Source organism: Cyclobacterium lianum, from assembly GCF_900143075.1.
GTDB lineage: Bacteria > Bacteroidota > Bacteroidia > Cytophagales > Cyclobacteriaceae > Cyclobacterium > Cyclobacterium lianum.
Window position 1 is genome coordinate 313,255 of record NZ_FRCY01000004.1, and the last position, 25,594, is coordinate 338,848.

Sequence of the window (25,594 nt, forward strand, 5' to 3'; positions counted from 1 at the left end):
CTTATAACAGAAATATTACCAATCCAATGCCCACAATCAGTACGAAAGTATATACAACGACTCTTTTGAAAGAAATACCTCCACCTCCGTGATCATGATCATGACCACCACCGGTTTCCATCTTTTTTGTCCTGAAATTGAAGTATAGCATGAGTGCAGTAAATGCAGCGAATACGATGTTAAAATAGAAAGTGTAATCAATCTTGAATTGTGTCACTTCTTTTACCTTCCGGCTGCCTTCGGGTAATACGCCTAATAGATCAAAGCTATAATTGAGGATCAATGCGGTAATGACGATACTGACGTACATCACTCCTGCAATGTAAAGGGCTATGCGGGTACCATAATATTTTCTATTCATATTGACCAATGGTGGCACCATCAGGTCAGAGTAAATAAAGCCCATCAATCCGGCAAACAGAATTCCGTTTTCGTTGAGCACAGTCGCCAACGGTATGTTTCCCATGGATCCTATGAATGTAGCCGCTGCTACAAATGGGGCTACCAGCGCGTTTTCTAACCGGATCACAAAATCAGGTAATTCTCCCTGCATACCATTTAAAAAGATTGCCTCCCAAAAAGACTGAGGGACTAAAACAGAAACGAGCCCCGCAATGGTAAACCCTATTAAGATATCTTCCCACGCCATTTTTCATTCCATCACAAATTTCTTCCCCACCAAAAACCAGCCTTCTTTGGACTTGATCCTTTCTTTCCAGTTAAAATCCTCCTCTTCTGCCGTTTCTTCCTGTACCTTTTCCCTGGCCGCTTTGATCCATTTTTTAGGGTAAGTAAGCTTAATGATCACCGAACTTATAGCGATCAGCAGTAGGCCACCAATTACTTCCGCCACAATAAATTGCCATCCCAGAAAAATGAATATCAGGATACCGAGTTCAATGACAAGGTTAGTGGAAGCAAACATAAACGCCACTGTACTTATGAAGTGTGCTCCTTTCTGAAATAGTGCCCTTGCCGCAGACAAAGCAGCGAAAGAGCAGGACGAGGAAATCGAGCCGAAGAATGTGGATAATGAAACGCTCTTCACACTACTTTCTCCCATGTGCTTTGTAAGTTTCTTTTTGGGGACGAAGGCCTGAATGGCACCACTTACCATATAGCCTAAGACAAATGCCCAGCCCGATTTCCAGAAAAACCCCAGTGCGGTTTTAGAGGATTCTCCCCAAAGGCTGAGGAAATCGCCAGACTCATCCTGTGCAAGTGCAATCATCGGAACTGTGACAAAAAGGCTTATTAGAATTATCGCTTTGCTTCTCATTTGATATTTTTAAATTTTCTGAAACCAATTACAAATTTATAAATAGCCGCTATTCCAGCAGGTATGGACATAAAATGATAAAACAAACCTTCAAATCCTTGGGTATAGGATATTCCCTCTATCAGTGCCACTACAAAAAGCCACATAATTCCATACCCGATTTCCCCCCATGCCTTATTTTTCCTTGATTGTAATTCATAATCTGTTTTCATATTGATAATTGTTTGGCTAAAATTCTTCTCTATATTTTTAGGTGCATCTCACAACTGCTACTACTCATAGTTTTAAGGCTCTTCTGCTTATGAAAAATATGATCAATGGTAAAATAGAAAATTGCAAGACCGGTGAAACGCCTACTTCAACGAGAGGGAGCATTGGCATCGTATCAGCATATGACCAATCTCCTCGCCATGTATGCCACAACTCCGCCAAAATAGCACCTAGAAAACCAACAATGATTAATATTATAATTCTGGTAAATTTTAAACGGCTAATCCAATAAACGTTTTTGTATATAAGGCCAAATAAGAAGAGCAGAACAAGAACCATGAGCATATCCGCTATGGAGGCCAATGCACAAAAAGAAACATGTTCAAAATCGTATTGAAAATTCTCATAAAAAGGTCCATGCGCTACCTCCCAAACAAAATTTAATTAGTTTAAAGGCTACAATAGCTGTATAAACTATGAAATACCGATATTTACGCTTATCTGCTACCCTTCTAAAAAAATGAATATATAACGTAATAATCAACGTTAAGGTAATAACCGGCACAACGAAAATACCAAAGCTAAGGTCCATTGTTTATACGATTTTAAAATTCCGCATCATGCCCATGTCCTCATGCTCCAGATTGTGGCAGTGGTATACAAACAAGCCCTTAAAATCTTTGAACTGCATGATGACTTTGGCACTCATCCCTGGCATCAACAAAACGGTATCATGCCAGCCTTCATCTACGAAACCATCTTTTATAGCATCCCATAATTGGGGATCCACATTAGCGACATCTCTTTCTATAATATTGAACTGTACCTGGTGAATATGGATCGGATGAGGCATCTGCATCATATTGCCCATCATTCCCTGGTTGTTCATCATACCATCCTCACCTCCCATCATGCCACCATCACCCATCATACCGTGACCATCCATCATGCCTCCACCATCGTCATTATTGTCCATCATACCTCCGCCATTGATCAGTTCCCAAACTTCGGTGCTTCCGAGCTTCACGGTCTCTTCATCAGCTACTTCCGTGGTTTCCCAGGTACGTCCGTTGATCGTCCACTCCATGTGGCCCATAGCGAAGGTAAATTGTCGCGGGGCGTTTAGATTTCCAGCAGTTGAGGGATCAATGTAATCCGGCTGAGCTAATTGCCCGGGTAAGGTATGATCATTACTTCCTGAACCATTAGCAAGTGCGGTAAACACAGGATATTCACTACCCTGTGGCAGATCGCTTTCAGCACCTTGCATCATACCTCCATCACCCATCATGCCACCAGACATTATCTCCAGTGGGAAGGACGCGTTTTTCATAGTCAATTCGGTGCCTTCAGGTTTGTCGGTTAGATCCAGCCAAACATCCACTCTTTTTGCCGGGCCGAGCATGAGATAGGGTAATTCTTTGGGGGTACTTAACAAGCTTCCGTCAATGCCAAAAACAGTCACTGGGCTACCGTCTTCCCAGGCCAGTTTGTAGATCCGTGAGTTTGACCCGTTCAGTAACCTCAACCTGTATTTGCAGCCCGTTTTCAGGTTTAACCTTTGTTCAGGACTGCCATTGATCAATATCCGGTTTCCTAAAAAACCTGTCATGCGGTCCATCTGGCCATTGTTCAAATAAACGAGTTGATTGTTTTCATCAAAAGTGCGATCCTGGATCACGACCGGAAGATCAAACTCCCATTGCGGTAAGTTAAGTTGTTGTTCTTCCTCATCGGTAACCAGTAAAAGGCCTGCCAGTCCATTATACACCTGCGGTCCGGTGCGGCCATGCGGATGGAACCAATAGGTACCAGCCCGGTTCATTACTTCATATTCGTAGATGTAGGTTTCTCCGCTATTAATTACGTCTTGCGGGTGAACATCGTATCGTTCCGGCACATGCATGCCATGCCAGTGGACAATACTCTCTTCCGGCAAGTCATTTTGGAAGCGAATACGGACTTTCTGTCCTTTACGTACTTTGATGACCGGCCCCAGATAACTCCCTTCTAGGGTTTGAAGCGCCTCTTTGTTGCCCTTAAGTAATTTCCCCTCATACACCCACACCTTCGTTTTTGGGCCGGATAAAATGGATAAGTCACGCTGTACCGCTTTCAGTTCCAAATCAATATCGGGCTGAAAATCCTTGCCGAGTTCAGGCTTTGCTGTAGTAGAAGATTGACTGTCGCAGGAAGAAAAGAAAGGCCATATCATGGTTACCGCAGCGCCTGCTCCAGCCTTTGCCAAAAATTTTCTTCTGTTTATTCCGAAAGGTTCTTTCATATCTCTTTAGGTTTAAATTATTTGCGTATCTGCTTTACCAACCAGACAATCAATAGCACCAGGACTACCAGCAACAGCCCCCAAAAGAGCCACATCCAGCCGCCACCGTGCATACCAAAATTTGTTCCGTGATCCATCATAGTTTTTACTTTAGTTTTTACTTAATTCAGCATTGTCTTTCCTCATTTTCAAAAACCACTTTTCCCCTACGAAAATCAGTAGTAATAAAACTATCGATACAATAATAAGTAGCATATCACTCTGTGCTTTCATCCATATAAAGGCGGCCAAAACAACTATGTCAAGCACAATAGTGGTCAAAAGTATTGCTCCGTTTGCCTTGATTTCTTTTCGTAAATGTTTAAAAACACCCCATTGTATAATGATATCCATGATCAGATAAAAGATTGCTCCCAAAGATGCAATCCTGCTGAGATCAAAAAATATGGTTAAGGTGATGGCGATGACTATGGTATAAGTCAACATATGCTGTTGCAGGTTACCCGGCATTCCAAAATGCTTATGAGGTATCAGCTTCATTTCGGTAAGCATAGCTGTCATCCTGGAAATAGCAAATACATTGGCCAAAACACTGGATACGGTAGCAATAATAGCGATCCCAACGGTGAACCATAGGCCATATTTTCCGAAAGCAGGCCTGGCCGCTTCAGCCAGAGAGTAATCTTTTGCTTCTATTATCTTTGGAACAGAAAGATTGACCGATACCGCAAATGCGACCAGCAGATAGACAATGGTACAGATAATTAGTGATATCCATATCGCTCTACCTACATTCTTATGAGGCTTTACAATTTCCTCACCACTATTGGTGATGGTGGTAAATCCTGCATAAGCCAGTATAGCAAGCGCGAGGGCACCTAAGTAACTCCCTACGGAATAGTCGCCTGAGATTTCTGAAGGGATAGCTTCTCCAAATGAAAAACCAGCAGCCCAAAGTCCTCCAATGGCAAAAATGGCTATACCGCCAACCTTGACAATTGCCATGATAAAGGAAACCCTGTCAATGATCTTATTACCAGCAATGTTGATCAAAAAAGTGATGACCAATAAAATCACTCCCAGTAAGGGTATCCAGAAATCGTTCTGATTTCCATCAAATAATTGCATGGTATAAGATCCGAATGTCCGTGCTACCAAACTCTGGTTAATGACCATGGCGAAAGCCATCAACAGCGCAGCTACAGCCGTTATGATACCTTTACCATAAGCTTTCTTTAAGTACATGGCTATACCTCCGGCAGATGGGTAAGAATTTGACATTTTTATGTAGGCATATGCACTAAACCCTGCTATTATTGCTCCGACCAGAAAGGCTATAGGAAACAATGAACCGGATAATTCAGCCACCTGTCCCAGCAAGGCAAAAATAGCTGCACCAATCATTACCCCGGTTCCCAAAGAGATAGCTCCTGTGAGTGATAGGCTGTTCTTCTTATATTTACCCACCGTCTATTTGGTCTTTTCCAGTTCTGCTTTTCTTTCTTCAAACTCCGCTTTGTCAATTTCTCCTTTGGCATAGCGGTTTTTTAGCGTCTCCATCGCTGAGCTTTTACTGGTGGATTGACTGGCTCCTTTTTGAAAGATACCACCTCTACCCAGCGCAACAATCAGAACGATGACGAGTATTACCCCGATAATCCATCCGTACATCATAATTTGAGTGGTTTTAATTTTAAATAGTGGGAACTCCAGGCAGTTGCGAGGCTTCCCGGCTGCAATTTTTAATCTGGTGGTGATCATACCTGGAATGGTACTATCGTTCCATTTCTTCGTTCATCTCCATGGAAGTGGTATCGTTCATCATGTGTTCGTCAGACTGCCCGTCCTCATGCATGTGATCATCATTACCTTCCATCATTTCAGTCTGGTCATCATCCATCATGTCTCCATGATCCTGATTTTCATCTTTTTGTTGCGTAGTGCAAGACAGTGTAAATGAGGTGACAAACAATACGATAAGCATTTTGACAAATTGATTTGTTGAAATTTTCATAGTTTCTCTGTTTTTGGTTTTTAAATTATTGCATAAAGCTGAGCTTCTTTTGGAAAAACATGCTACTGGGCAAGGTATCCTCCGTCAGCTGGTAAATATGCCCCATTGACAAAAGAAGACTTCTCGCTTGCAAGCCAAAGTACAAGCTCACTTATCTCATCTGGTTTCCCAAGTCTTCCCTGCGGATGGAGAGCAGTAATTTGCTCCATCTGTTCTTCATCAAGATTATCCTCCAACAGTGGTGTTTTGATAAATCCGGGGCCAATGGCATTGACTCTGATCCCTTGTTTGGCATATTCCAGTGCGCCATTTTTGGTGAGTCCAACTATCCCATGTTTGGCAGCGACATAGGCACAACTACTAGCAAAACCTACCTGCCCAAGGATAGAAGCCATATTTATAATAACACCATCACCATTTTCAAGCATGGCCGGAATCTGGTACTTCATACCATAAAAAACACCGGATAAATTAATGGCTATCGTTTCATCCCACGACTCTACACTGTATTCTTCAATCAATGCACTCTCTCCGCCAACACCGGCATTGTTGACGGCAATATCCAACCTTCCAAATTCATCCATGGTGGTTTTTACCATCTGAGAAACTTCTTCAGCGCTGGATGTATCCACTTTGACAAAAATCGCTTCTCCCTCGTGGGACTTCAGCTTTTCTACTACTGTTTTCCCCTGTTTTTCATCAATATCGGCTACTACTATATTTGCCCCGTTTTTGGCAAGAAGTATTGCAGTACTTTTACCAATTCCTGATGAAGCTCCTGTGATTATTGCGGTCTTTCCTTTTAATAGTTGTTCCATTTTTCTGTTTTATTAAATTCAAAATCTCATTAAAGACTTTCAATCACTGACTTTAGCCTAGACTGAATTTCTTTGGCTATTTCAGACAGCCCCTGATTATCTACCGCCTGCATGGAGGCCACCGGATCCACTGCTGCGACCTCAATCCCTTCATCAACTTGCTGTACAATTACGTTGCAGGGCAGCATCGCGCCAATCTTATCTTCAGCTAATAATGCTTTATGCGCAAAAGGCGGATTGCAGGCACCCAGAATCTTGTAAGGCCGAAAATCTTCATCCAGCTTTTTCTTCAGGGTTTCTTTTACATCGATCTCGGTAAGGATTCCGAACCCTTCTTCTTTCAGGGCGTCCGTTACTTTTCGGATCGCTTCTTCGAAGCTTGCGTCTTTCAATGTTTTTTCGTGATAGTATTTCATCTTTCAATTTTTTAGTTTTCTATCCAATGGGATTGTAGTGATTTAAATCGTAAAATGATGTAACAATTGTTACATAACTGTTTAGCTACTCCCTTAAAACGTTATCTATCGCTTTGAGACGATCAATTGCTACCTTCCAACCTTTAGATCAGCTAGCTAGTCATTCATGTTTCGTGTTTCTTCATCTAACTTACCTTCAAACTCAGGTAAGGGTCTGTTTTTCTTTTCCTCTTCTGTCTCCACCACACCATTTTCTCTGATGTCGTTGATCAACCATTGCATTTCCATAATTTCCCTGCGTTGGGCTTTAATAATTTCGTCAGCGAGTTTCCTTACCCGTACATCCTTTATTTGAGCACGCTCACTTGTCAAAATAGCAATTGAATGATGTGGAATCATTCCTTCCATGTAGTCAACACCCGTGACGGTGACCTGACTTCTCACCAATCCTATACCACCGGCAATCAATACGATACCCAAGCCGATGATTGCTATGTTTGCCCCTCGCTTTTTATACATATTCAGCATAAACAGGAGCATTATGATGATCATGGAACCGGCCATGATCAGGGTCATGAAGAACCTGGTTTCGCTATACCAGAAATGATCAATAATCTGGTAAGAATGGGTGTACATTAAAAAGAACATTGCCACCATAGCGGTTGCAATCATTGCGAAAAATTTACCGTAATTGTTGCCGTTTTTGTGTTGGTTTTCCATCATTTTGAAGTTTTTATAATTTAATTGTTTTAAAATTGATAGGTTGGTCAAAATCTTATTGAGAGCCCTCCTCCGGCACCAAAGCGATTATCATAGCTGCCCATTAGTGAGAAATTTCTAGACAGAAAATATTCTACGCCTGCAGACCATGTTGTTTCTCCTTTGTAGTCAATCGGCTCATTGGTACCTTCTTCCGTCAAAGTATTTACCCAGCCGAAATCGGCCTGATATTCATAATTACCAAAAATGGCTGTACGTGGAAAAATCATGATCTCCCGGCTTAATCGGATTTCAGGCCTTAATTTATTATCCATCCTTACATCCAGGTTGAACATATAAGGTGTAAAGAACCGAATACCCGCAATAGCGGTTGCTGAAATTTCATCCAGGCTATTCTTTGTTTCATTTTCCAGGTTCACCCCGGCAAATACCCGGAAGTAATCATATAAATATCGTTCATAGGTAAATTCAGCCTCCATGTTTTCATTGTAACCAACCTCGGCATTCAGGTTGAATTGGTTTCTTATATTGGAGGATACGAGGTTCAGCTCAGTCATGTGTGAAGCGACATCAGCCATCCCCCAGTTATAAAAGCGGTTGCCTTCTTTAAATAAGATTTTGGCCGGGTATTTTGCCAAACGTGGATCGCGCTTTGTATCGTAGCTCACTGCCCTGGCCATACCACCAATCATGTGATAAAGCACATGGCAGTGCAAAAACCAATCACTATCTTCAATAGCGTCAAATTCAATTACCGTTTTCTGCATGGGAGGCACATTTACAGTGTGTTTTAAGGGCGAGTATTCACCATGCTTGTTGATAACCCTAAAAAAATGACCATGAAAGTGCATAGGGTGATGCATCATCGTCAGGTTATTGAAAGTGATTCGCACTTTTTCCCCTTTTGAAATCTTGATCATGTCCGCCTCAGACAGAGGGACACCGTTCATGCTCCAAATGTACCGCCACATGTTACCTGTCAGGTTGAGCAATATGTCTCTTACGGGTTTGTCCTCATCTATGACGGTACTAGAAGGGGCTTTTAAATAATCATAATTATATTCGGAGAACATATTCATACCCTCCATTTGATCTTCGGCTGCAGCTTTGTCCATGTTCATGCCATTTGCATGTCCCGTTTGGGAATGATCCATTCCTTCCATATGAGAACCCATTTTCTCTTCACCTTTCTTCATATTATGGTTCATCTCCATATGCTTCATTCCCTCCATATTCATTTCATCATTCATCTGCATTCCCCAGTTTTTCATTAATTCATGAGGTTCCTCTTCAGCAGGATTAAATTTCATAGCGGGAGCGCCCATACGCATGTCCATCTGTGCCATTTGTTTCATCATTCCAATTTTGTCTGGTCTTTGAACCTCAGGTGCTCCAATGACCTCACCCTTTCCTAAGAAAGCTGAAGTATATCCGGATCCATCCTGAGCAGTAGCCCTGAATTCGATTTTTCCTGTTTGGGGAATAGTGACGATAAAATCATATGTTTCTGCTATACCGATGAATGTTTTATTATGCCTTACAGGTACTACATTCAATCCATCGGCAGCTACCAAAAGCGGGTCTTCCCCTCCAAACGTCATCCAGAATTGCGAGGAAGCTGCACCATTGATAATTCGTAAACGCACTTTATCTCCCGGCTCAAATTGAGGGTATTCCTGCACTTCCTCTCCGTTGTTAAGAAAGGCGGGATAATAGATGTCGGCAATGTCAGCACTTTCCATTCTCTGTCTCCAGAAATTTAACTGGGCACCAAAGGCTCCCCGTGCTATGACCCGATTGAGTGGTGTTGCAGTTCCTTTTTTAATGTTGTACCACTCATTACCACGCTTGAGGTTTCTCAGGACATTCATTGGCTTTTGATTGGTCCAGTCAGAAAGCACCATCACAAGTTCTTTATCATATTCTAAAGTTTCACCTTCTTTAGGCTCAATGACAATGGAACCGTACACTCCACTTTGCTCTTGCAGCATGGTGTGTGAGTGATACCAATAAGTACCTGATTGTATCAATGGAAATTCATATTTCTGAATTTCTCCAGGGTGTATAGGCGGTGTAGTCAGGTAAGGTACTCCATCATAAAAATTAGGTAGTAATAGACCATGCCAGTGAACAGAAGTTTCTTCCTCCATTTCATTTTTTACATAAATTACAGCATAGTCTCCTTCCTTAAACCTGATTGTGGGTCCTGGAATGCCTCCATTTACAGTCATACCCATCACTTCTTTACCTGCTTTGTTAACCATCTCTTGTCTTATAGTAAGATTATAAACCGTGGTATCCTTTTGGGCTAGCGCTGGGAGGTTTCCTAGTAAAAGTATGAGTGTGGTAGTTAGTATATTTATTTTCATAATTATTCTTATGGTTTAATCCTATTGGTTACTGCTTTTCATGTACCATAGTTTGACGATCAATTAACCAACCTCGATCAACTTTTAGTTATGATACTTCACTTTAGATGTATGATATTTTGTCTTTCTAAGGTTATTATGGAAGTTTTAAAGCTTTGGCTCTATACGGGTAGGCTAGCTTAAAATATCCTGCCAGTAATGAGAGTAATGAGATAACCGACTTAATCAACGAATAGACCGTAATTTTATAGGTTTTTAAACCTGAGAATTTTGAAAAGTGTATCAGTGTTTACACATCAAATCAGTTGAAGTGTATCTATTTTTACCCACCAAAGTGCCAGGTGAGCTAGAAACAAAAATTCCTTTCAATGTATTAAATGCTGATTTTCAGTTTTTTACAAAACATAATTGAACCCAGGGTCTACTTCAGATGTATAAAATGATTTCTTTTTTATATAAAATCCTGTCATAGATCATCGAGAAATCCCCTATCAATCCGTATTCTTTTTTTATAATCGGATATGGACAATCCGGTAATTCGTCTGAATTGATTTGATAAATAGTGTACACTGCTGTAGCCTAACTGTAGTGCTATTTCACTCACATTAAGCTGAGCATAATCGAGCAATTCCTTCACCTTTTCAACCCGCAAGAGTATGTAGTATTTTTCCAGTGTATGGCCTGTTTGTTTGGAAAAGATTTTGCTTATGTAATTGTAGTTCTTGCCTATTTTTGAAGAAATGAAATCCGAAAGTTTTTTGGCCTCTTTCCCTTCCTGTTCTATATGTTTCAAATATGCCAACACGGCCGTTTTTACTTCTTCAGCCAGTATACTGTCTGCTTCAAATATCAATTCAAAGCCAAATTCTTTCAGTTTATCATCTACTATTGGAAGGGTGATCCCTTGGGGTAAAACAACCTGGGCATAGCCTAGTTTCACATCCTTTATATCCACACCCAGCGCTTTGAGTTCATTTTCAACAACCAGTATACATCTGGGGCAAACCATATTTTTTATATGTAGCGTAGTGGTCATTTTGCTGAGGCTTTAGGTTAATTACTAGGAAATTTTTTGATCTTTCGCACGGTAGGCGAAGAAATGTAAAACAGCACGAACCCTGAAAGGACGGTCAATAATCCAAAAGCGGAAAACGCCCTGAGAAGCCAGTTATTAAAATCATCCCGGCTCTCGTAATCCATGGTGTGCGTCATCCATAAAAAATCAAACCAACGCCAATCTCTATGTCGCACACGTTGAAAGCTGCCGTCTTTCGCAGATACGTAAGCGGTCAGTTTTTGCGAGCCTTCATATCCAATGGCCCAGGCAGGCAGTGGCCTTCCTCTGTATTCATGATGATCGTCCACTTCTGTAATATATTGTATGTCCCTGACCTTGTATGGATCAGCAACATGATCATCCGCGATGGCTATGGCTTCTTCTTTTGATATTTTATGTTTGACACTTCCTGTTTTAGCCTCAATGAGCGTACTATCGTTAACCCAAAAATAAGGATCATCATTGATGAATTTCAACACCAACGTACTAACATTTAAGGTCGAATCAATTTGATCCATTCCTGCTAAGCCCAATGTAGTCTGATGGGGAGTTTCTTCTAAAAAATGATCACCATGGATATCGTCAATGTCAGTCCAGCTAAAGTATAATCCGCTAATTGTCCAGAATAAAAACTGAATACCAATAATTATCCCCAGATAACGGTGTGTTTTACGTATATAATAATTCCTGTTTTTTCGCATTAACCAATAGATTAAAGGCTTATATGCTACCGTATGCCAATCACATACTGGTGCACAATACCACTTGATTTAAAATCACAAATGAAGAAATTGAGATAAGGGTGCACCCTACCTCAAACAATGTAGAAGTGTGAAATGAAGGCTAATTGAGAAAAGACTGAATAAAGATTCTGATGTCAATATTTTTTAGAGGAGGAGACTTAAATCGTGCCCATTTTATCCAGCTATTGGTGTTTACTAAGTAGGTCGCATAGGAGATGATTGACTCATTCCTTACAAATAATTTTACCTCGCTATGACCAACATCGGATGCGCTAATTTTAACAGCTTTTTTATTCAGGTAAATTTGAGATATTGTATCGCAACATTTTTGGGATGGACAACAGCCTTTATCCTCTGAATCATTTTTGTTGGTCTTGTGATGACCCTCGTGTTCGTTGGTATGCTGCTCGGCTGAATGCGATTCACCGTGATGTTCATTCTCTTGAGCATCGGCTTTCTGAGGGCAAGTTACTTCCTTAATACAGAAACAACTCCCCATACCGCAGGCGATATGCACGACACCACTACTTGCGAAAAGTACCAATACCGCGATAACGAAGCTTTTATTTCTTACAAAATGAAGCATATAGCTGAAATCTGTAAATAAATATAACAATAATGCCGATATGTGGAAAGCATAATTATTGCTTATCCAAATAGGCGTTATAGTTTCCCTCGGAAGCAAAATAGAATACCGCTGCCTTCTGACCGGGTTTGAAAACTATAAATGCATCCGCTTTGTTTACTTTCTCTCCTGAGTAAGGGTCTGTAGCGTACCGCACATTGTCAGTATTCTCTTTTATTTTGCTTACGCACATTTGGCAGCATCCATAGTAGGTTTTGCCATCCGCTTCAACTGGTATTTGTTCTATTCCCATGAATGCATCGTTTACCATACACACCAATTCGTTAGGGATTTGTTCCTCTTCACTGATATCAACCGGTATTTTGCTGAATGTATCCGAAAACGCCCAATAGAGGCCTGCAATAACTACTGCCCCAAATATTGAAAGGATAATTATTGATTGTCTGTCCATAATTAAAATGATTTATGGTACCTGTGGGAATACAGTGATCATCATCCGATTTGATGAAATTACTGCAAGCTTTCCCACAGGATTTGAGTTTTACTTGATTGTTTCTTTTACACTTCCGCACTTCAGCATTTTATCACCGAAGTATGGGTTTTTGATTTCCTTTTGATTGGATAGCCAATAGGCCCCGGCATTGTTATTTGCCATGGGGCAATACTCCAGGTACACTTCACCCATAGAAAGTTCACCACTTTTTACTAAAGAGGCCATTTCATTACTCAATGAAGCGAAAGCTTTGCGCTGGCCATCCAAAGTAGTAGCTGAAACCACCTTTGCCGCCTCCGCATTAGCTTTCTGGCTCTTGTCTACTTCTTCTAAAGATACTTCCAGTTTGGTTGCAGCTTTTTTTGCCTCATTCATCTGTGAAGCGACCAGAGCTTCTTTCAGGTGGATATAATGGCCGTAAGCAATACCCAAATCTTTGTCTTTGAACATAGGCTCCATTTTTTGGCCCATTTCCTTTTTGTCATCATGACTCCCATGATCGTGTTGCGCAAATGCTCCAAAGCTTACTAAAGCCAGAGCCATTATTAAAATTGTTTTTTTTCTCATTACACTTTTCATTTTATTGATTTTTTAAAGATTAAACATTTGTATGGTGGCTATCCCAATCACCAGGAGAATTACTATACCCCAGACAATTCGTCCAGCCCACATTTTTAATTTTGAAGGGGCTTTTTCATCCCCTGTTTTACAGCATTCTTTCATTTTACTTGATATTTTCCTGTACCTCCCCACAAGTGAGCATAGATTCTCCGAAGTAGGGATTGCGGATTTCCTCTTCAGTACTCAACCAATTCGCTCCCTTATTATCATCTGCCATTGGGCAAAACTGAACGTACAGTGTCTGATCCATGGGTTTAAAGGCTTTGGTCATGGCAATCATTCCTTCAGATACCTGCTGAAATGTAGTGCGTAGTTCGGCTATCGTTTTAAGGTGCTGAACATGTTGCAATGCATTTTTCAGGTCACTGCTATAGCTCATCCAGGCATTGTGTGACTCACCGGTAAAAGCAGACATATTCACCTTATCCAGTGTTGTTTTGAGATCGGAAGCGGCTTTTTGAGCCTGATCAAATTCATCGGCCGTTAAGGCATCCTTAAATTTGAGGTATTTAGTATAAAGGGGCCGCAATGCTTCTTTCGCCTTCTGACTAATTGACACTGGCTTAGTCTCTTTTTTCTTGACCTGGCCTGACGAAGCTGGCGTATCCATACCCCCGTGGTTATGCCCTGTCATTGCCGGGCCTCCTTCCGGATTCATCATGCTTGGCTTACCAGCCAACTGTGCTGCCGCATCAATGCTGAAGGTGCCATTGACTGCTATCTCTTCACCTTCTTCAAGGCCACTCTCCACAATAAAGCTGTCACCTAAACCCGGCCCAAGCGTCACATCACGCATCATGAAACTTACTCCACTACTAGTGGTATTTTTTACATAAACTACCGAACGCTTGCCTGTCCACATAACAGCAGTTTTGGGAACCACTATGTTATTTGACTTTTTCGGCAATGTAGCTTCTACCGTACCGGATGCAAACATTTCAGGTTTTAGCTGATTGTCTTTGTTGGGCACTTCTACCCTTGCTTTTGCTACTCTTGTCTTAGGATCAATAACAGGATCCAGGAAGGTTATCTTACCTTCAAATGTCTCTCCCGGTAGAGAGGCCACTGTAAAGTTTACCTTATCACCTTTTTTGATCCAGGGCATATCCGATTCATAAACATCAAACAATACCCATACCTTTGAAAGGTCTGCAATCTCATAAATAGCCTCTCCCTTTCGGATGTAATCACCCAGATTTACCATTTTCTCAGTTACATAGCCCGAAACATCAGCTTGAACAGCAAATTCCTCTTTCGGTGTCCCCACTTTGAGAATTTGCTCTACCTGACTGTCGGAAAGTTTCCAATTTTTGAGCTTTTCTTTGGCGGAATTAAACAATTGCGGCTGTGTATCTTTAATTTTTTGTGCTTCAAATAATTCCTCCTGTGCAGTAACCAAATCTGGAGAGTATATATAAGCAATGGCCTGCCCTTTCCTTACGAACTCACCTGTGAAATTGACCATCAGCTTTTCTATCCTGCCCGGTATATGGGAAGACTGAGAAAAAACCAGTCGCTCATCTTCCTGTACCTTTCCGTTCAGCCTAACCGACTTAACCGGATCCATGGTTCCTACAGCAGCCGTTCTGATATCAGCCAGTTGCATGGCGGTAGGCGACATACTTACTGCCATAGGGTCAAGTACTTCATTCTGATCATCCTCCAAAGGAATAAGGTCCATACCACAAATAGGGCAGTCTCCGGGTTCACCCTGACGGATCTGAGGATGCATGGAGCAGGTCCACACGGTCTCTCCGGCTATTTCTGTAGTGTGCTGGTGCTCATCATCCATTTTACTTTCGGATGATGAACCACCAAAAATCAACCAACCCAGCAATAAACCTATTGCCAGCGTTGACAGTGCTATGATTATTATTTTTTTATTTGTGTTCATCTTAATATGTTTTTGCAGTTAAGTAATTGAGTTTGGCCAGGGCAATTTGGTACTGCGTTGCGGCCGTTGCCTTCATCTTTTCATATTTTAAGAGCTGTTGCTGCATACGCAGTACCTCTTCAAATTCATTTCCTGAATTACTGTAAGCCGTAAATAATAGATTTAAAGCCTGATTGGATTCCTGAATTTGTTGATCGTATAGCTCAATCAATTCTTGCTGTTGTTGAATTTCAAACCAGGCCATTTCGTAGTTTGACGTTAGGGTATTGGCAAAGTCCTTTTTTTGGAGTGAATAGCTTTCCTGCATGAGCTGTGCTTCTTTAACAGCGGCTTTATATTTACTCCTGAAAATGGGAATGCTGACAGAAACCATAGGCATTAGAATGTCCTGACCATTGTCGGGAAGTTCCACTTCAGGTCTGTTTCCCACAATAGCATAATCCAATCCTACACCAAATTTTGGAAGTCCTTGTTTGTAAGCGACCTCCTCACTTGCCTCACTGGAGGCTATTTTTAAGTCCAGTTCTTCCAATACCGGGTTGTTCGTAAGCAAAGAGTCCTTTCTGAAATTATCAGGCAAGGCTTGAGCAACGAGTGAATCCTCTACGGTTACCAATGCGTCCTCCTCTCTGTTGAGTAGTTTATTAAACCGGGTCAGCAGAGGAGCTTCCTTATCGTTCAGAATGGAAAGGTTTGTAGTGGCGTCTTTCAACATAATATCCACACGCAAGAAGTCAACCATCGTACCCACTCCATTTTCAAACTTTTTGTTGGTAATGGTTTTATAAGACTCCAGTATTTCAATATTCTCCCGCTCAATCTCTTTCCATTGATTAAGTTCATAAAGCGGATAATAGGCCGCTGCCACTTGGTAATACAACCTATTCCGAGCGTCTAAGAAGGCTTGATATTTTGCTTCCGCCATTAAAGCTGCGGCATTTCCCTGTGCCCGTAGCGTCCCAAACCAGGGGAACATCTGCGTTAGGGAAAACCTTGCCTTTTGTGGTCCTACCCTCGTTTCCACCGGTGAAATGAAATAACCAAAAGAGAAATTAGGGTCCGGTAAAGTATTTACCTGCTCCACCTTCTGTATGGCCGCTTCAAATTCCCGATATTTCGCCTGTAATCCCGGATTGTTTTCCGCTGCTATTTTAAAATAGTCATCCAGGACCTGCGCCTGACTTACGCTGGTTCCGAGAAAAACAAGTATTACGATATTTATAATAATCTTCATGGTTGTGTCTTTTTAAATTTTCTTTCTTCCCTCATAGCGTATAAAACCGGCACGATGAAGAAGGTGACGGCTGCGAAGAACATACCTCCGAATGCTGGAATAGCCATTGGGATCATGATGTCTGCTCCGCGACCCGTTGAGGTAAGTATAGGCAGCAAGGCAATGATGGTGGTGGCGGAGGTCATCACGGCAGGTTTTATTCTTCGTTGACCAGCTTCCACTGTTGCCGCTCTTATTCCTTTCAGACTGTCTGTTTTATTACGATTAAAACTTTGATCTAAATAAGTAGCCATTAATACCCCATCATCAGTGGCTATACCAAACAAGGCAATAAACCCGACCCAAACAGCCACGCTCAAATTGATAGTATGTATTTGGAACAAGTCTCGGAAATTCGTACCGAAAAGGGAGAAGTCCGCAAACCAGGTCTGGCCATACAACCATAGCATGATAAAGCCTCCACTAAATGCCATGGCAATACCAGTAAACACCATTAATGAAGTCGCTACAGACTTGAATTGGAAGTAAAGGATGAGGAAGACGATACCCAATACCAACGGAACAATGATTGAAAGCCTCTTTTCAGCCCTTACCTGATTTTCATAGCTTCCTGAGAACTTGTAGCTGACCCCGGCAGGAACGACTAAATCACCTGTATCTATTCTTTCCTGAATAGCTGCCTGGGCATCATTCACCACTCCAACTTCCGAGTATCCGTCCCTTTTGTCAAATAGTACATAACCCACCAAAAAGGTTTCCTCACTTTTGATCGCCTGTGGTCCCCTCACATACTCAAAGTCCACCACCTGGCTGATCGGTATTTGTGCTCCTGTAGGTGTAGGCAAAAGGATCTTACCCAATGCTTCAGGATCGTCCCTGAGTTCGCGTGGATAACGTACCCTCACTGGAAAACGCTCCCTTCCTTCCACAGTTGAAGTAATTTTCATTCCTCCAATGGCTGTTTCAATGGTCTGCTGTACATCTTCCACATTAAGCCCATAGCGTGAAATCTCATCCCTGTTGATGTTAAGATGAAGATAGGGCTTACCTACAATTCTGTCGGCAAACACGGCTTCCGCTTTTACCGAAGGAACATTTTTAAGCACTTCCTCCAGTTGCAGCCCAAAGTCTTCTATCGTTTTCAGATCCGGACCATATACTTTGATACCCATGGGGGCTCGCATACCTGTTTGTAGCATCACCAAGCGGGTTTCAATAGGCTGCAGCTTAGGTGCTGAAGTTACTCCCGGTATTTTGGTGACCTTAACAATTTCATTCCAGATATCATCTGGAGATTCAATTTGCGGCCGCCAGTTGCGGAAATAATTCCCGTTATCATCAGGGATGAGTTCCTCCAAAACAACACCTCGGTTAATGGCTTCTTCATTAGAAAGGCTATCACCGCTATTGAGTATGAAGCGATCTTCCTTATCAACTTTGAACCTTATTCGGTGCCCTTTTTCACTGAGCATGTACTCCGGTTTATAGTTGATGACATTTTCGTACATGGAAATAGGTGCCGGATCAAGGGCAGATTCTACCCGTCCTAATTTGCCTACCGTTAATTCTACTTCCGGGATGTTGGTCAGGAGCATATCCAACTGACCAACTACTTTACGGTTGAACTCAATACCGGAATGTGGCATGGAGGTGGGCATGAGCAAGAAACTTCCTTCGTCCAGAGAAGGCATAAATTCTTTTCCTACACCCGGGAAAGTATGGGTCAAGCCTGACCAAACTGTAGTTGTCCGGACATCCCAGCCGAGATTGTCCAATGCTTTAGGAATAAACCCGAAAATGGTATTAAAACCCAACCAAACATTAGCGCCAAGCAAAATCAAGAAAGTAGGTATCAATAAAAAAGTTATTTTATTATCCAGGCACCATTTTAATATAGATTTGTAGTAATATTCTAAAAGCGTGAACGACCCCAGGATAAATCCTACCAATAAGGTCACAAAAATAAAGTTGAGTAACAGAGACTTTGAGGCTCCTAGCGGTAGCCAGTATTTAGCTAAAAGCCAGGTTACGCCAATTAGTACAATGATCAGCTCGGCATAATTGAAGAGAAATAATACAGGCCTGGAAAAGCGTTCCTTTTTAGCGTCAAAGATATTCTTTACAATTGCGATTGCACCAAACAGTACCAGCAGTACACCACCCCATATCTGAGCGGTAAAGAGCCCTATAATTCCAAATAGTACTAATGCATAGCCACCATATTTCTTAAGAAACCTATTATTGATTTTGAACCCAAAGAACCAATGTGCCAAGGTAGGCATGATCAATAGACTCACCAACAGCGCAGCTACCAAAGCGAAGGTCTTTGTGAATGCCAAAGGCCCAAATAACTTTCCTTCGGCAGCTTGCATGGTAAAGACCGGAATGAAGCTGACAATTGTGGTAGAAACAGCGGTGAGAATAGCGGTACCCACTTCTGAAGCTCCATTATAAATGGTATCTATCAGTTTTTGACCGGGAGGAGCTTCATCTATATGTTTAATAATGTTTTCAGAAAGTATAACTCCCAAATCCACCATCGTACCAATGGCAATGGCAATACCTGAAAGTGCAACTATGTTGGCATCAACACCAAAATAGCGCATGGCTATAAATACCATCAATACCGCAATCGGCAGGATACTTGAAATGAGAAATGAAGCCCTGAGATTATACACCATCACGATCACTACCAAAATGGTAATGAGCACTTGAAGCGAAATGGCTTCTTCCAGGGTTCCCAATGTTTCATAAATAAGCTCGGAGCGGTCATAAAACGGAACGATAGTCAACTGGCTTTCCCTTCCATCTGCCAACGTTTTTTTAGGCAGTCCCGGGGCTATTTCTTTGATCTTATCCTTGACGTTGTTAATGACCTGCAAGGGATTGGCACCATAGCGGGCCACCACTACGCCACCTACCACTTCAGCACCATCTTTATCCAGCAGGCCTCTACGGGTGGATGGCCCCAGGGTAACTACACCTATGTCTTTAATACGGATGGGAACATTTTCCTGAACGGCAACTACGGCCTTTTCAATGTCTTCTACTTTTTTGATGTAACCCAAACCACGCACCAGGTATTCTGCCTTGTTTATTTCAATGGTTTTAGCCCCCACGTCTTTGTTTGATTTCTGTACCGCCTGCATTACTCTATGCAATGGGATATCATAGGCTTTTAGAGCATCAGGGTTAACATCAATCTGATATTCCTGTACAAAGCCACCAATAGAAGCCACTTCCGAAACGCCTTCTGTTGCGTTTAATCCATATTTGACGTAGAAGTCTTGTACGGTACGGATTTCGTGGAGATCCCATCCTCCGGTAGGGTTTCCATCCTTATCTCTGCCCTCAATGGTATACCAATACACCTGGCCCAGCGCAGTGGCATCAGGCCCGAGTGCAGGCTGGACCCCTTCCGGTAATAAGCCGGAAGGCAAGGAACTTAGTTTCTCAAGGATACGGGAACGTGACCAGTAAAACTCTACATCTTCACTGAAAATAATGAAGATACTGGAAAAGCCAAATATAGAAGAACTCCGTATAGATTTTACGCCCGGAATACCTAATAAATAGGTAGTCAGCGGATAGGAAATTTGGTCTTCTATGTCTTGTGGTGATCGGCCCTGCCACTGGGTAAAGACAATCTGTTGGTTTTCTCCTATATCCGGAATAGCATCTACCGGAACGGGATCAGAAGGTAATGCGCCTATCTGCCAACCGAAAGGGGCGGTCACAATGCCCCAGGCAATGAAGCCAATTAAGATGAGAACGGTAACTAACTTGTTCTCAAGAAAGTATTTAATGATTTTATTAAGCATGATTTCATTCAATTTTCTTTGAAACTGTTTTGAGAAAAGCGCACGCCAAAGCATGCACTTGGGGCGTAGCAAGACGCTACGACTCAGTGAAAAATTTGAATGAAATGCTTAAATAAGGAAGGACTGAACGAGCACAGGTATGTCACGCTCAATCAGTGGGGGGGAATAGTCGTTAAACGTATAGTGATCAACGGTAGTGTCACTAAAAAGAAACGAAACCACAGCGTAGATAACTGCGATCATTTGAAAATCAGGAACCGCAACTTTGGTCACTTGCGTAAGGTCTTCATGACCCTCAATTACTAAAGTCTGGTCTTCACAGCAACCTTTTTTAGTCACCTGCTGGTGTTCGCAATCCGGATCATGCTTATCATTGGCACAAGGTGATTTTTGAGTGGCCATTTCGCAGGGCTCAGCCCCGGAAAAAAGTGCAATGCTCTCTAGCTGGCCCATACAGAAATGCATCCCAAACGTGAAACTCGTGGAACTGAGTAGCACCAGGCAGGATAACAAAATGGCCGATATTTGTCTAAAACGTTGCACTTTGGAGAAAGTCTAATGCGAATTTACGGGATTTAGTTCAGAATGTTCAATTTTAACGTCAAAAATAACGGTTTTCATTTCAAATACTTCAACATGTGGATGTTCATGCTTTATTTCTATTGGAAAATCATAGTTTGCTGATGCTTATTTTTGGAGTCATTATCTTTTACACAGCAGTAAAAAGAATCCCATGTGGATGAGTCACCCACACGGGAGTTCCGTCAGAAACTAATCACCGCTTCAACCACGACTCCACTAAATTCAGCCCCGGCAAAACGCCCTGTCCAAGCATTGCCTTCATATTGCTGCTTCATGTACTCAACTTTTGTTAAAACGTTCTTTGAAAGATACCAGCCTCCACCAAAATTGACCCTGCTGATTTCCAAATCTTCTGTGGCACTTTCACGCATTTTACCAGTTACTGTATTATATCTACCCCCAAGATAGAAACGTTCATCAGCTCCAAACCTATACAATACCTCAGCTGCTATTTGTGTGAATGCACCCTCTGTGTCGGCTTGAGGTGTTGTGAATTCATTGCTTCCATCAGCCAGCTCATAAATACCAAAGAACTCCAGGCCTTTGTACTTGATGAATGGGTTAATTTGCAAGGCTGTGAGTTTTGTGAACCTGGCATTGAACTGCCCATCACGAGGGCCACCTTCTGTATTGCCATCCACATCCGGTACTGTAAAAAGCACATTGTAATACCTGGAGCCTCCTCGGTCACCACCATACAGATATGTGCCTGTTGAGGTTCCTTTATTGATGTACCAAGATCCGGTCAATCGTACTCTCAGATCCTCGTTCAGTTGTTTATCGTATCCCAACTTTCCGAAGAAAGAAGGCTTATTGTCCGTATTGTCATTCACCGTTACATTTTGATTGAGCTTACCGTTTGTCAACCCAACCACTGCCAATAAGCCATTCTTTTGAACGGTAATCTCTCCGAATGCTTCGGTGGAGAATGCATCCATAAGATAGTTTCCCACAAAAGGGTTGAAAATACCTCTGGCATTGTCTGTTCTCCTGAAATGTGCGTCCCCATAGTTAAACTCATCTAGCCCTATGGTGATGCTTGTATATTTCATAACTCCCTCCAGAAACCCGGGTTTAACAAAGTCAAGATTATCCACTCTCATGTATCCACCCTTAATCCATGCTTCGTTGTGTGCTCTGGAAGAAAGATAGGTTCTGAGGTGCATCCGAACACCTTCCATTACCTGTACATCAAGGTTGAGGTTAGCTGAAGGTAAATTGAAATCGGAACCAAGCTCAACCAAGGTACCTGCTTCATTACTTTGGTTGAGGCCCTGAAATTGCATGGCGAAATCACCGCCTACTCTTACTTTGAGGCCATCAAAGATGATTGTATCCTCTTTTGAGGGCTCAAATACATTGAGGCCGTTTTTATCGTTTGGCCTGAAATACTGCAAGCCTGGTTGTTGGGCGTATGTGGTATTGATCACCATCAGTGTCAAGGCAATGAATACCAATTGAATTTTATGAAACGTTTTCATGATTTTAACATTTTATTGAAAGTCTGATTAAAGAAACTTGATGATAGTTTTGTCGGATAGATCGTGTCTAATGCTGTTCGAATATCCCGGAGCAGCTATATTTCACAGAACCATTTCCGACATTGCCCGAAGGTTTTGTACCGAGCAACTAACTGATAATCAGATGTTAGCTAAAGAAGAAATGACTGGAACAGGATAGAGCGATACCGCCCTGACCAGCCGGGGGGAGCCTTTTTAGAAGTTGTGTAGTTTCTTGACTCGAAAAATTGTGTAGAAGGCAAATGAAAAGAAGGCTGAGCCAATGCCGCTGTTGAAGAAGCAATGACAGGAATGTCAGAATGAGGTGTCCTGAAATCATCGAGAGAGAAGATGGTTTCCTGATCCTCACAACCATCACAAGGGTTGCTGTGATCGTCACAGCATGGTTCGTGGTGTTTTAGAAAAAGCTCGAAGCTGATCAGTTCGCCCCCGCAGAAGTGCTGAAACACTGCCATCCCTTTGCCAGGGAGAAGCATTACAATGAGCAGGACGATATATAAGTTGCGCTTCATGAGCCTTTTGATGTAAAATGCCATTCATTGAAGGGGTATCAATTTAGTATTCCCTTCAATATGAGTCAAAAGTACGCAACGGTTATTGAGAGCGCTATGACATTGCACATGTCAAAACATGATGTATGTCACATAAAGCATTGTCTTCCCTAGCAACATGCTTGATCAGAATCCAATTGTACTGGTGGACAAGGTGCTGAGCCATAGGAGCAATACACGCAACAATCCCCTTCCTTCGGTTTTAACAGATGATAACAGAAAGCAGGCTTACGCTTAATAATGTATTTTCTTCATTGTAAAATTCAAGATTTTAGAACTTCAACTATCCTTATATCCCAAGTACCGTTTAAGTGATTGTCCTCTTTATCTTTCACAAAAACTTTTAGCTTGATCTTCCCGGTGTTTAGGGATTTGACTATTTCTGAAGGTGTATCAGAACTCACAATAAAAGTCTCCCCATTAACATTTACTTGCCATGCATTTTCGTTCTTAACCAACTGGCCAACGATGGTGACTTCAGCATTCTTGGCTGAAAATCCATTATTCCTCACCTCTTCCTGAATCTTTTGAAGTGTCAATTTATTATCAGATGCGAGCTTAAGGTAAGCTTTACCATCATTCAAACTCACCTGTACCTTTTCCAGCCCATCCATTTTCTTGAGTCCACGCTCCAGGCCATAGGCACAAGGTGCACAATCCATTCCAAAGACCTCTTGATCTACTTTGATCAACTGAGCCATTACACCGCTCAAACTAAAAATTGTCAACAATGCTATTATTCCTAATCTTTTCATTTTCTTCTGTTTTTTAAAGTTTATAACCAATAACTAATGTTCATTGAAAGCCTGTATTCCTCTTTTGGACCCTGTGTTATATCCTGATAGAGCGGAAATAATGCTCCAAAGGATATACCCCAAGCTCCATAAAGCCCCAGGAATGAAGGGCCAATCATTACTTTTTTTCCTCTTTGATCAATGGGGATAAGCTGACCTTCACTGGTACTAGTGCCTGGAAACTCTGCTAATGACTCTACAAAAACACGCCAGTCGGGTTTTGGGTAATCCCCCATAAAGATGTTTGGGCGGTAGCCTATCACAAGGCTGGCATAAGGCAGATCTCCCAGCTGCTCATTACCCTCCTCGAAATAATATTGATAACCACCGCCAACCCAGGCATACCAGGTACGTGAAGCATATCCGGTAGAGATTGCTCCATGAATGGAGTTGCTTACATTGATACCACTCCTAGTTTCTTCTGTAGGTGTCGAAACACTTAAAATAGCCGTGGATTCAAAGCGTTTGCCAACCCCAAATGCATTGGAAAAGAAACGGTACCAGACCGATGCTTCTATGTCGCCATTTGCTGGCATGTTGTTGTTACCTCTTGTTCTGGGTGCTTCAGACAATCTGTTGACCATGGTGGGTGTGGTGATATTAATTTGCAGATCTTCTGTCACGCCATACGACCAGATGTACCTAAGCATAAAGGATTGATCATCTTCGGTAGCCAGGCTCATAGCTGCTGCATTAAAGTCAAATCCTCCTTTTGCCAAGGTGGGGGTTTGTAAACCATAAAGGGGCCCGTGTCCCTGAGCGCTGACCTTAGAAATGGCTGTAACAGTTAGTAATATTAAAAAGGCTGTTCTTTTCATCGTATTATTTTAAAGTCCTAAAAATTGTTGAATTGGTAGTAGCAGGTAAGCTGAGAATAGTCCGAGAAGGTATAAACCAAAGGATATCCATAGGATAATTTTACTCCACCGGGCGGCTGTATCACATGGTGTCTCATTGCCATATTCGTCTATTTCACAGACCTGGTCTCTTTTGCGGCCATAAAAAAGCCAAAAGTTGAATCCGATCAAAATACCTGCTGCCAGAAAAGTCCATTCCTTATACTTGCTAAACCAGATCAATGCGTGAAAGTCCGAAACCATTCCGGCCACTACCGCTCCCATACCCACCGCTACGAGTAATGACGGAAGGGCACAGCAAAGCAAGGTGGATACCGATGTAAACAAGGAAGCTATGCTGACGAAATCCTGCTTTAGTGATTTTAAGACTTCCATAAGATTATGCCGCCATTTTAACGCAGCTTTCTGCGCAGGCTGCACATTTTTCCGCACATTGCTTGCACACCTCACTGTCAAATTTGCCGCACTCTTCTGCACAAGCCTTGCAAAGATCCACGCAAATAGCACATACCCTGCTGGCGTAGTCGGATTGGGAAGCCAGCATCTGTACGCATGCCGTACACAAGGCAATACAATCCAGGCAAAGCTGGTGGCACTTTTTCATGTCCGGCTCGCCTAAGTGCTGATCCAGACAGATGCGTGCTGCGGTGATACATGCGTTACAATTGTCAATGCAATGTTGTAAATCATTACTCAATTGTTTCATGATTTTTGTGATTTAAATGAATTCC

At 42.0% G+C, this 25,594-nt stretch carries 26 protein-coding genes and 1 pseudogene; all 27 read right to left on the minus strand.

Annotated features, from left to right (window positions below; genetic code table 11):
* Nucleotide 1: 1 nt before the first annotated feature.
* Nucleotides 2-1,279: pseudogene (locus BUB19_RS24515) on the minus strand (permease).
* Nucleotides 1,276-1,491: a hypothetical protein gene (locus tag BUB19_RS08380; protein WP_073094057.1), complete on the minus strand. Its 216-nt coding sequence runs from the start codon at nucleotides 1,489-1,491 to the stop codon at nucleotides 1,276-1,278. The pseudogene BUB19_RS24515 and the gene BUB19_RS08380 overlap by 4 nt, the downstream one beginning before the upstream one ends.
* 593 nt (nucleotides 1,492-2,084) lie before the next feature.
* Nucleotides 2,085-3,773 carry a multicopper oxidase family protein gene (locus BUB19_RS08390; protein WP_073094058.1) on the minus strand — a complete coding sequence of 563 codons (1,689 nt, stop codon included), beginning with the start codon at nucleotides 3,771-3,773 and terminating at the stop codon, nucleotides 2,085-2,087.
* Nucleotides 3,774-3,790: 17 nt separating this feature from the next.
* Complete coding sequence (locus BUB19_RS24650; protein ID WP_262485831.1) at nucleotides 3,791-3,913, minus strand: hypothetical protein; 123 nt, start codon at nucleotides 3,911-3,913, stop codon at nucleotides 3,791-3,793.
* A 10-nt stretch (nucleotides 3,914-3,923) separates the two neighbouring features.
* Nucleotides 3,924-5,240: an APC family permease gene (locus tag BUB19_RS08395; RefSeq protein ID WP_073094059.1), complete on the minus strand. Its 1,317-nt coding sequence runs from the start codon at nucleotides 5,238-5,240 to the stop codon at nucleotides 3,924-3,926.
* 3 nt (nucleotides 5,241-5,243) lie between these two features.
* Nucleotides 5,244-5,447 (minus strand): SHOCT domain-containing protein, encoded by a 204-nt coding sequence (locus tag BUB19_RS08400; protein WP_073094060.1) that lies wholly within the window; start codon nucleotides 5,445-5,447, stop codon nucleotides 5,244-5,246.
* Nucleotides 5,448-5,547: 100 nt separating this feature from the next.
* Nucleotides 5,548-5,787 (minus strand): hypothetical protein, encoded by a 240-nt coding sequence (locus tag BUB19_RS08405; protein ID WP_073094061.1) that lies wholly within the window; start codon nucleotides 5,785-5,787, stop codon nucleotides 5,548-5,550.
* Between the two features lie 62 nt (nucleotides 5,788-5,849).
* Complete coding sequence (locus tag BUB19_RS08410; protein ID WP_073094062.1) at nucleotides 5,850-6,605, minus strand: SDR family NAD(P)-dependent oxidoreductase; 756 nt, start codon at nucleotides 6,603-6,605, stop codon at nucleotides 5,850-5,852.
* A 29-nt stretch (nucleotides 6,606-6,634) separates the two neighbouring features.
* Complete coding sequence (locus tag BUB19_RS08415) at nucleotides 6,635-7,021, minus strand: DUF302 domain-containing protein (protein WP_073094063.1); 387 nt, start codon at nucleotides 7,019-7,021, stop codon at nucleotides 6,635-6,637.
* A gap of 156 nt (nucleotides 7,022-7,177) precedes the next feature.
* Nucleotides 7,178-7,744: a DUF305 domain-containing protein gene (locus BUB19_RS08420; RefSeq protein ID WP_245802809.1), complete on the minus strand. Its 567-nt coding sequence runs from the start codon at nucleotides 7,742-7,744 to the stop codon at nucleotides 7,178-7,180.
* Between the two features lie 44 nt (nucleotides 7,745-7,788).
* Nucleotides 7,789-10,110, minus strand: coding sequence for a multicopper oxidase domain-containing protein (locus BUB19_RS08425; protein ID WP_073094064.1), 2,322 nt, complete (start codon nucleotides 10,108-10,110; stop codon nucleotides 7,789-7,791).
* Nucleotides 10,111-10,576: 466 nt separating this feature from the next.
* Nucleotides 10,577-11,146, minus strand: coding sequence for an AraC family transcriptional regulator (locus BUB19_RS08430; RefSeq protein ID WP_073094065.1), 570 nt, complete (start codon nucleotides 11,144-11,146; stop codon nucleotides 10,577-10,579).
* Between the two features lie 17 nt (nucleotides 11,147-11,163).
* Nucleotides 11,164-11,868, minus strand: a complete 705-nt coding sequence (locus BUB19_RS08435; protein ID WP_073094066.1) for a PepSY domain-containing protein — start codon at nucleotides 11,866-11,868, stop codon at nucleotides 11,164-11,166.
* A 142-nt stretch (nucleotides 11,869-12,010) separates the two neighbouring features.
* Nucleotides 12,011-12,496, minus strand: coding sequence for a hypothetical protein (locus BUB19_RS08440; protein ID WP_073094067.1), 486 nt, complete (start codon nucleotides 12,494-12,496; stop codon nucleotides 12,011-12,013).
* Nucleotides 12,497-12,551: 55 nt separating this feature from the next.
* The gene (locus BUB19_RS08445; RefSeq protein WP_073094068.1) at nucleotides 12,552-12,947 is read right to left on the minus strand and encodes a hypothetical protein; all 396 of its coding nucleotides are present in this window, start codon (nucleotides 12,945-12,947) and stop codon (nucleotides 12,552-12,554) included.
* A 90-nt stretch (nucleotides 12,948-13,037) separates the two neighbouring features.
* Nucleotides 13,038-13,556: a DUF3347 domain-containing protein gene (locus tag BUB19_RS08450; RefSeq protein ID WP_073094069.1), complete on the minus strand. Its 519-nt coding sequence runs from the start codon at nucleotides 13,554-13,556 to the stop codon at nucleotides 13,038-13,040.
* A 157-nt stretch (nucleotides 13,557-13,713) separates the two neighbouring features.
* A complete protein-coding gene (locus BUB19_RS08455) occupies nucleotides 13,714-15,504 on the minus strand; it encodes an efflux RND transporter periplasmic adaptor subunit (protein WP_073094070.1) in 1,791 nt (596 codons plus the stop codon).
* A 1-nt stretch (nucleotide 15,505) separates the two neighbouring features.
* Nucleotides 15,506-16,738 carry a TolC family protein gene (locus BUB19_RS08460; protein WP_073094071.1) on the minus strand — a complete coding sequence of 411 codons (1,233 nt, stop codon included), beginning with the start codon at nucleotides 16,736-16,738 and terminating at the stop codon, nucleotides 15,506-15,508.
* Complete coding sequence (locus tag BUB19_RS08465; protein ID WP_073094243.1) at nucleotides 16,735-20,559, minus strand: efflux RND transporter permease subunit; 3,825 nt, start codon at nucleotides 20,557-20,559, stop codon at nucleotides 16,735-16,737. Before BUB19_RS08465 ends, BUB19_RS08460 begins: the two co-directional genes overlap by 4 nt.
* Before the next feature lie 108 nt (nucleotides 20,560-20,667).
* A complete protein-coding gene (locus tag BUB19_RS08470) occupies nucleotides 20,668-21,102 on the minus strand; it encodes an HYC_CC_PP family protein (protein WP_449390447.1) in 435 nt (144 codons plus the stop codon).
* 221 nt (nucleotides 21,103-21,323) lie between these two features.
* A complete protein-coding gene (locus BUB19_RS08475) occupies nucleotides 21,324-22,622 on the minus strand; it encodes a hypothetical protein (RefSeq protein WP_073094073.1) in 1,299 nt (432 codons plus the stop codon).
* Nucleotides 22,623-22,792: 170 nt separating this feature from the next.
* Nucleotides 22,793-23,173: an HYC_CC_PP family protein gene (locus tag BUB19_RS08480; protein ID WP_143155966.1), complete on the minus strand. Its 381-nt coding sequence runs from the start codon at nucleotides 23,171-23,173 to the stop codon at nucleotides 22,793-22,795.
* Nucleotides 23,174-23,322: 149 nt separating this feature from the next.
* On the minus strand, nucleotides 23,323-23,454 hold the full coding sequence (locus BUB19_RS24700; protein ID WP_425386812.1) for a GDCCVxC domain-containing (seleno)protein: 132 nt from the start codon (nucleotides 23,452-23,454) through the stop codon (nucleotides 23,323-23,325).
* A 21-nt stretch (nucleotides 23,455-23,475) separates the two neighbouring features.
* Nucleotides 23,476-23,967: a heavy-metal-associated domain-containing protein gene (locus BUB19_RS08485; protein ID WP_073094244.1), complete on the minus strand. Its 492-nt coding sequence runs from the start codon at nucleotides 23,965-23,967 to the stop codon at nucleotides 23,476-23,478.
* A gap of 20 nt (nucleotides 23,968-23,987) precedes the next feature.
* The gene (locus BUB19_RS08490) at nucleotides 23,988-24,824 is read right to left on the minus strand and encodes a hypothetical protein (protein ID WP_073094075.1); all 837 of its coding nucleotides are present in this window, start codon (nucleotides 24,822-24,824) and stop codon (nucleotides 23,988-23,990) included.
* A gap of 9 nt (nucleotides 24,825-24,833) precedes the next feature.
* Nucleotides 24,834-25,238: a hypothetical protein gene (locus tag BUB19_RS08495; RefSeq protein ID WP_073094076.1), complete on the minus strand. Its 405-nt coding sequence runs from the start codon at nucleotides 25,236-25,238 to the stop codon at nucleotides 24,834-24,836.
* A 4-nt stretch (nucleotides 25,239-25,242) separates the two neighbouring features.
* Entirely contained in the window at nucleotides 25,243-25,569 is a 327-nt protein-coding gene (locus BUB19_RS08500; RefSeq protein WP_073094077.1) for a four-helix bundle copper-binding protein, read from the minus strand.
* Nucleotides 25,570-25,594: the final 25 nt, after the last annotated feature.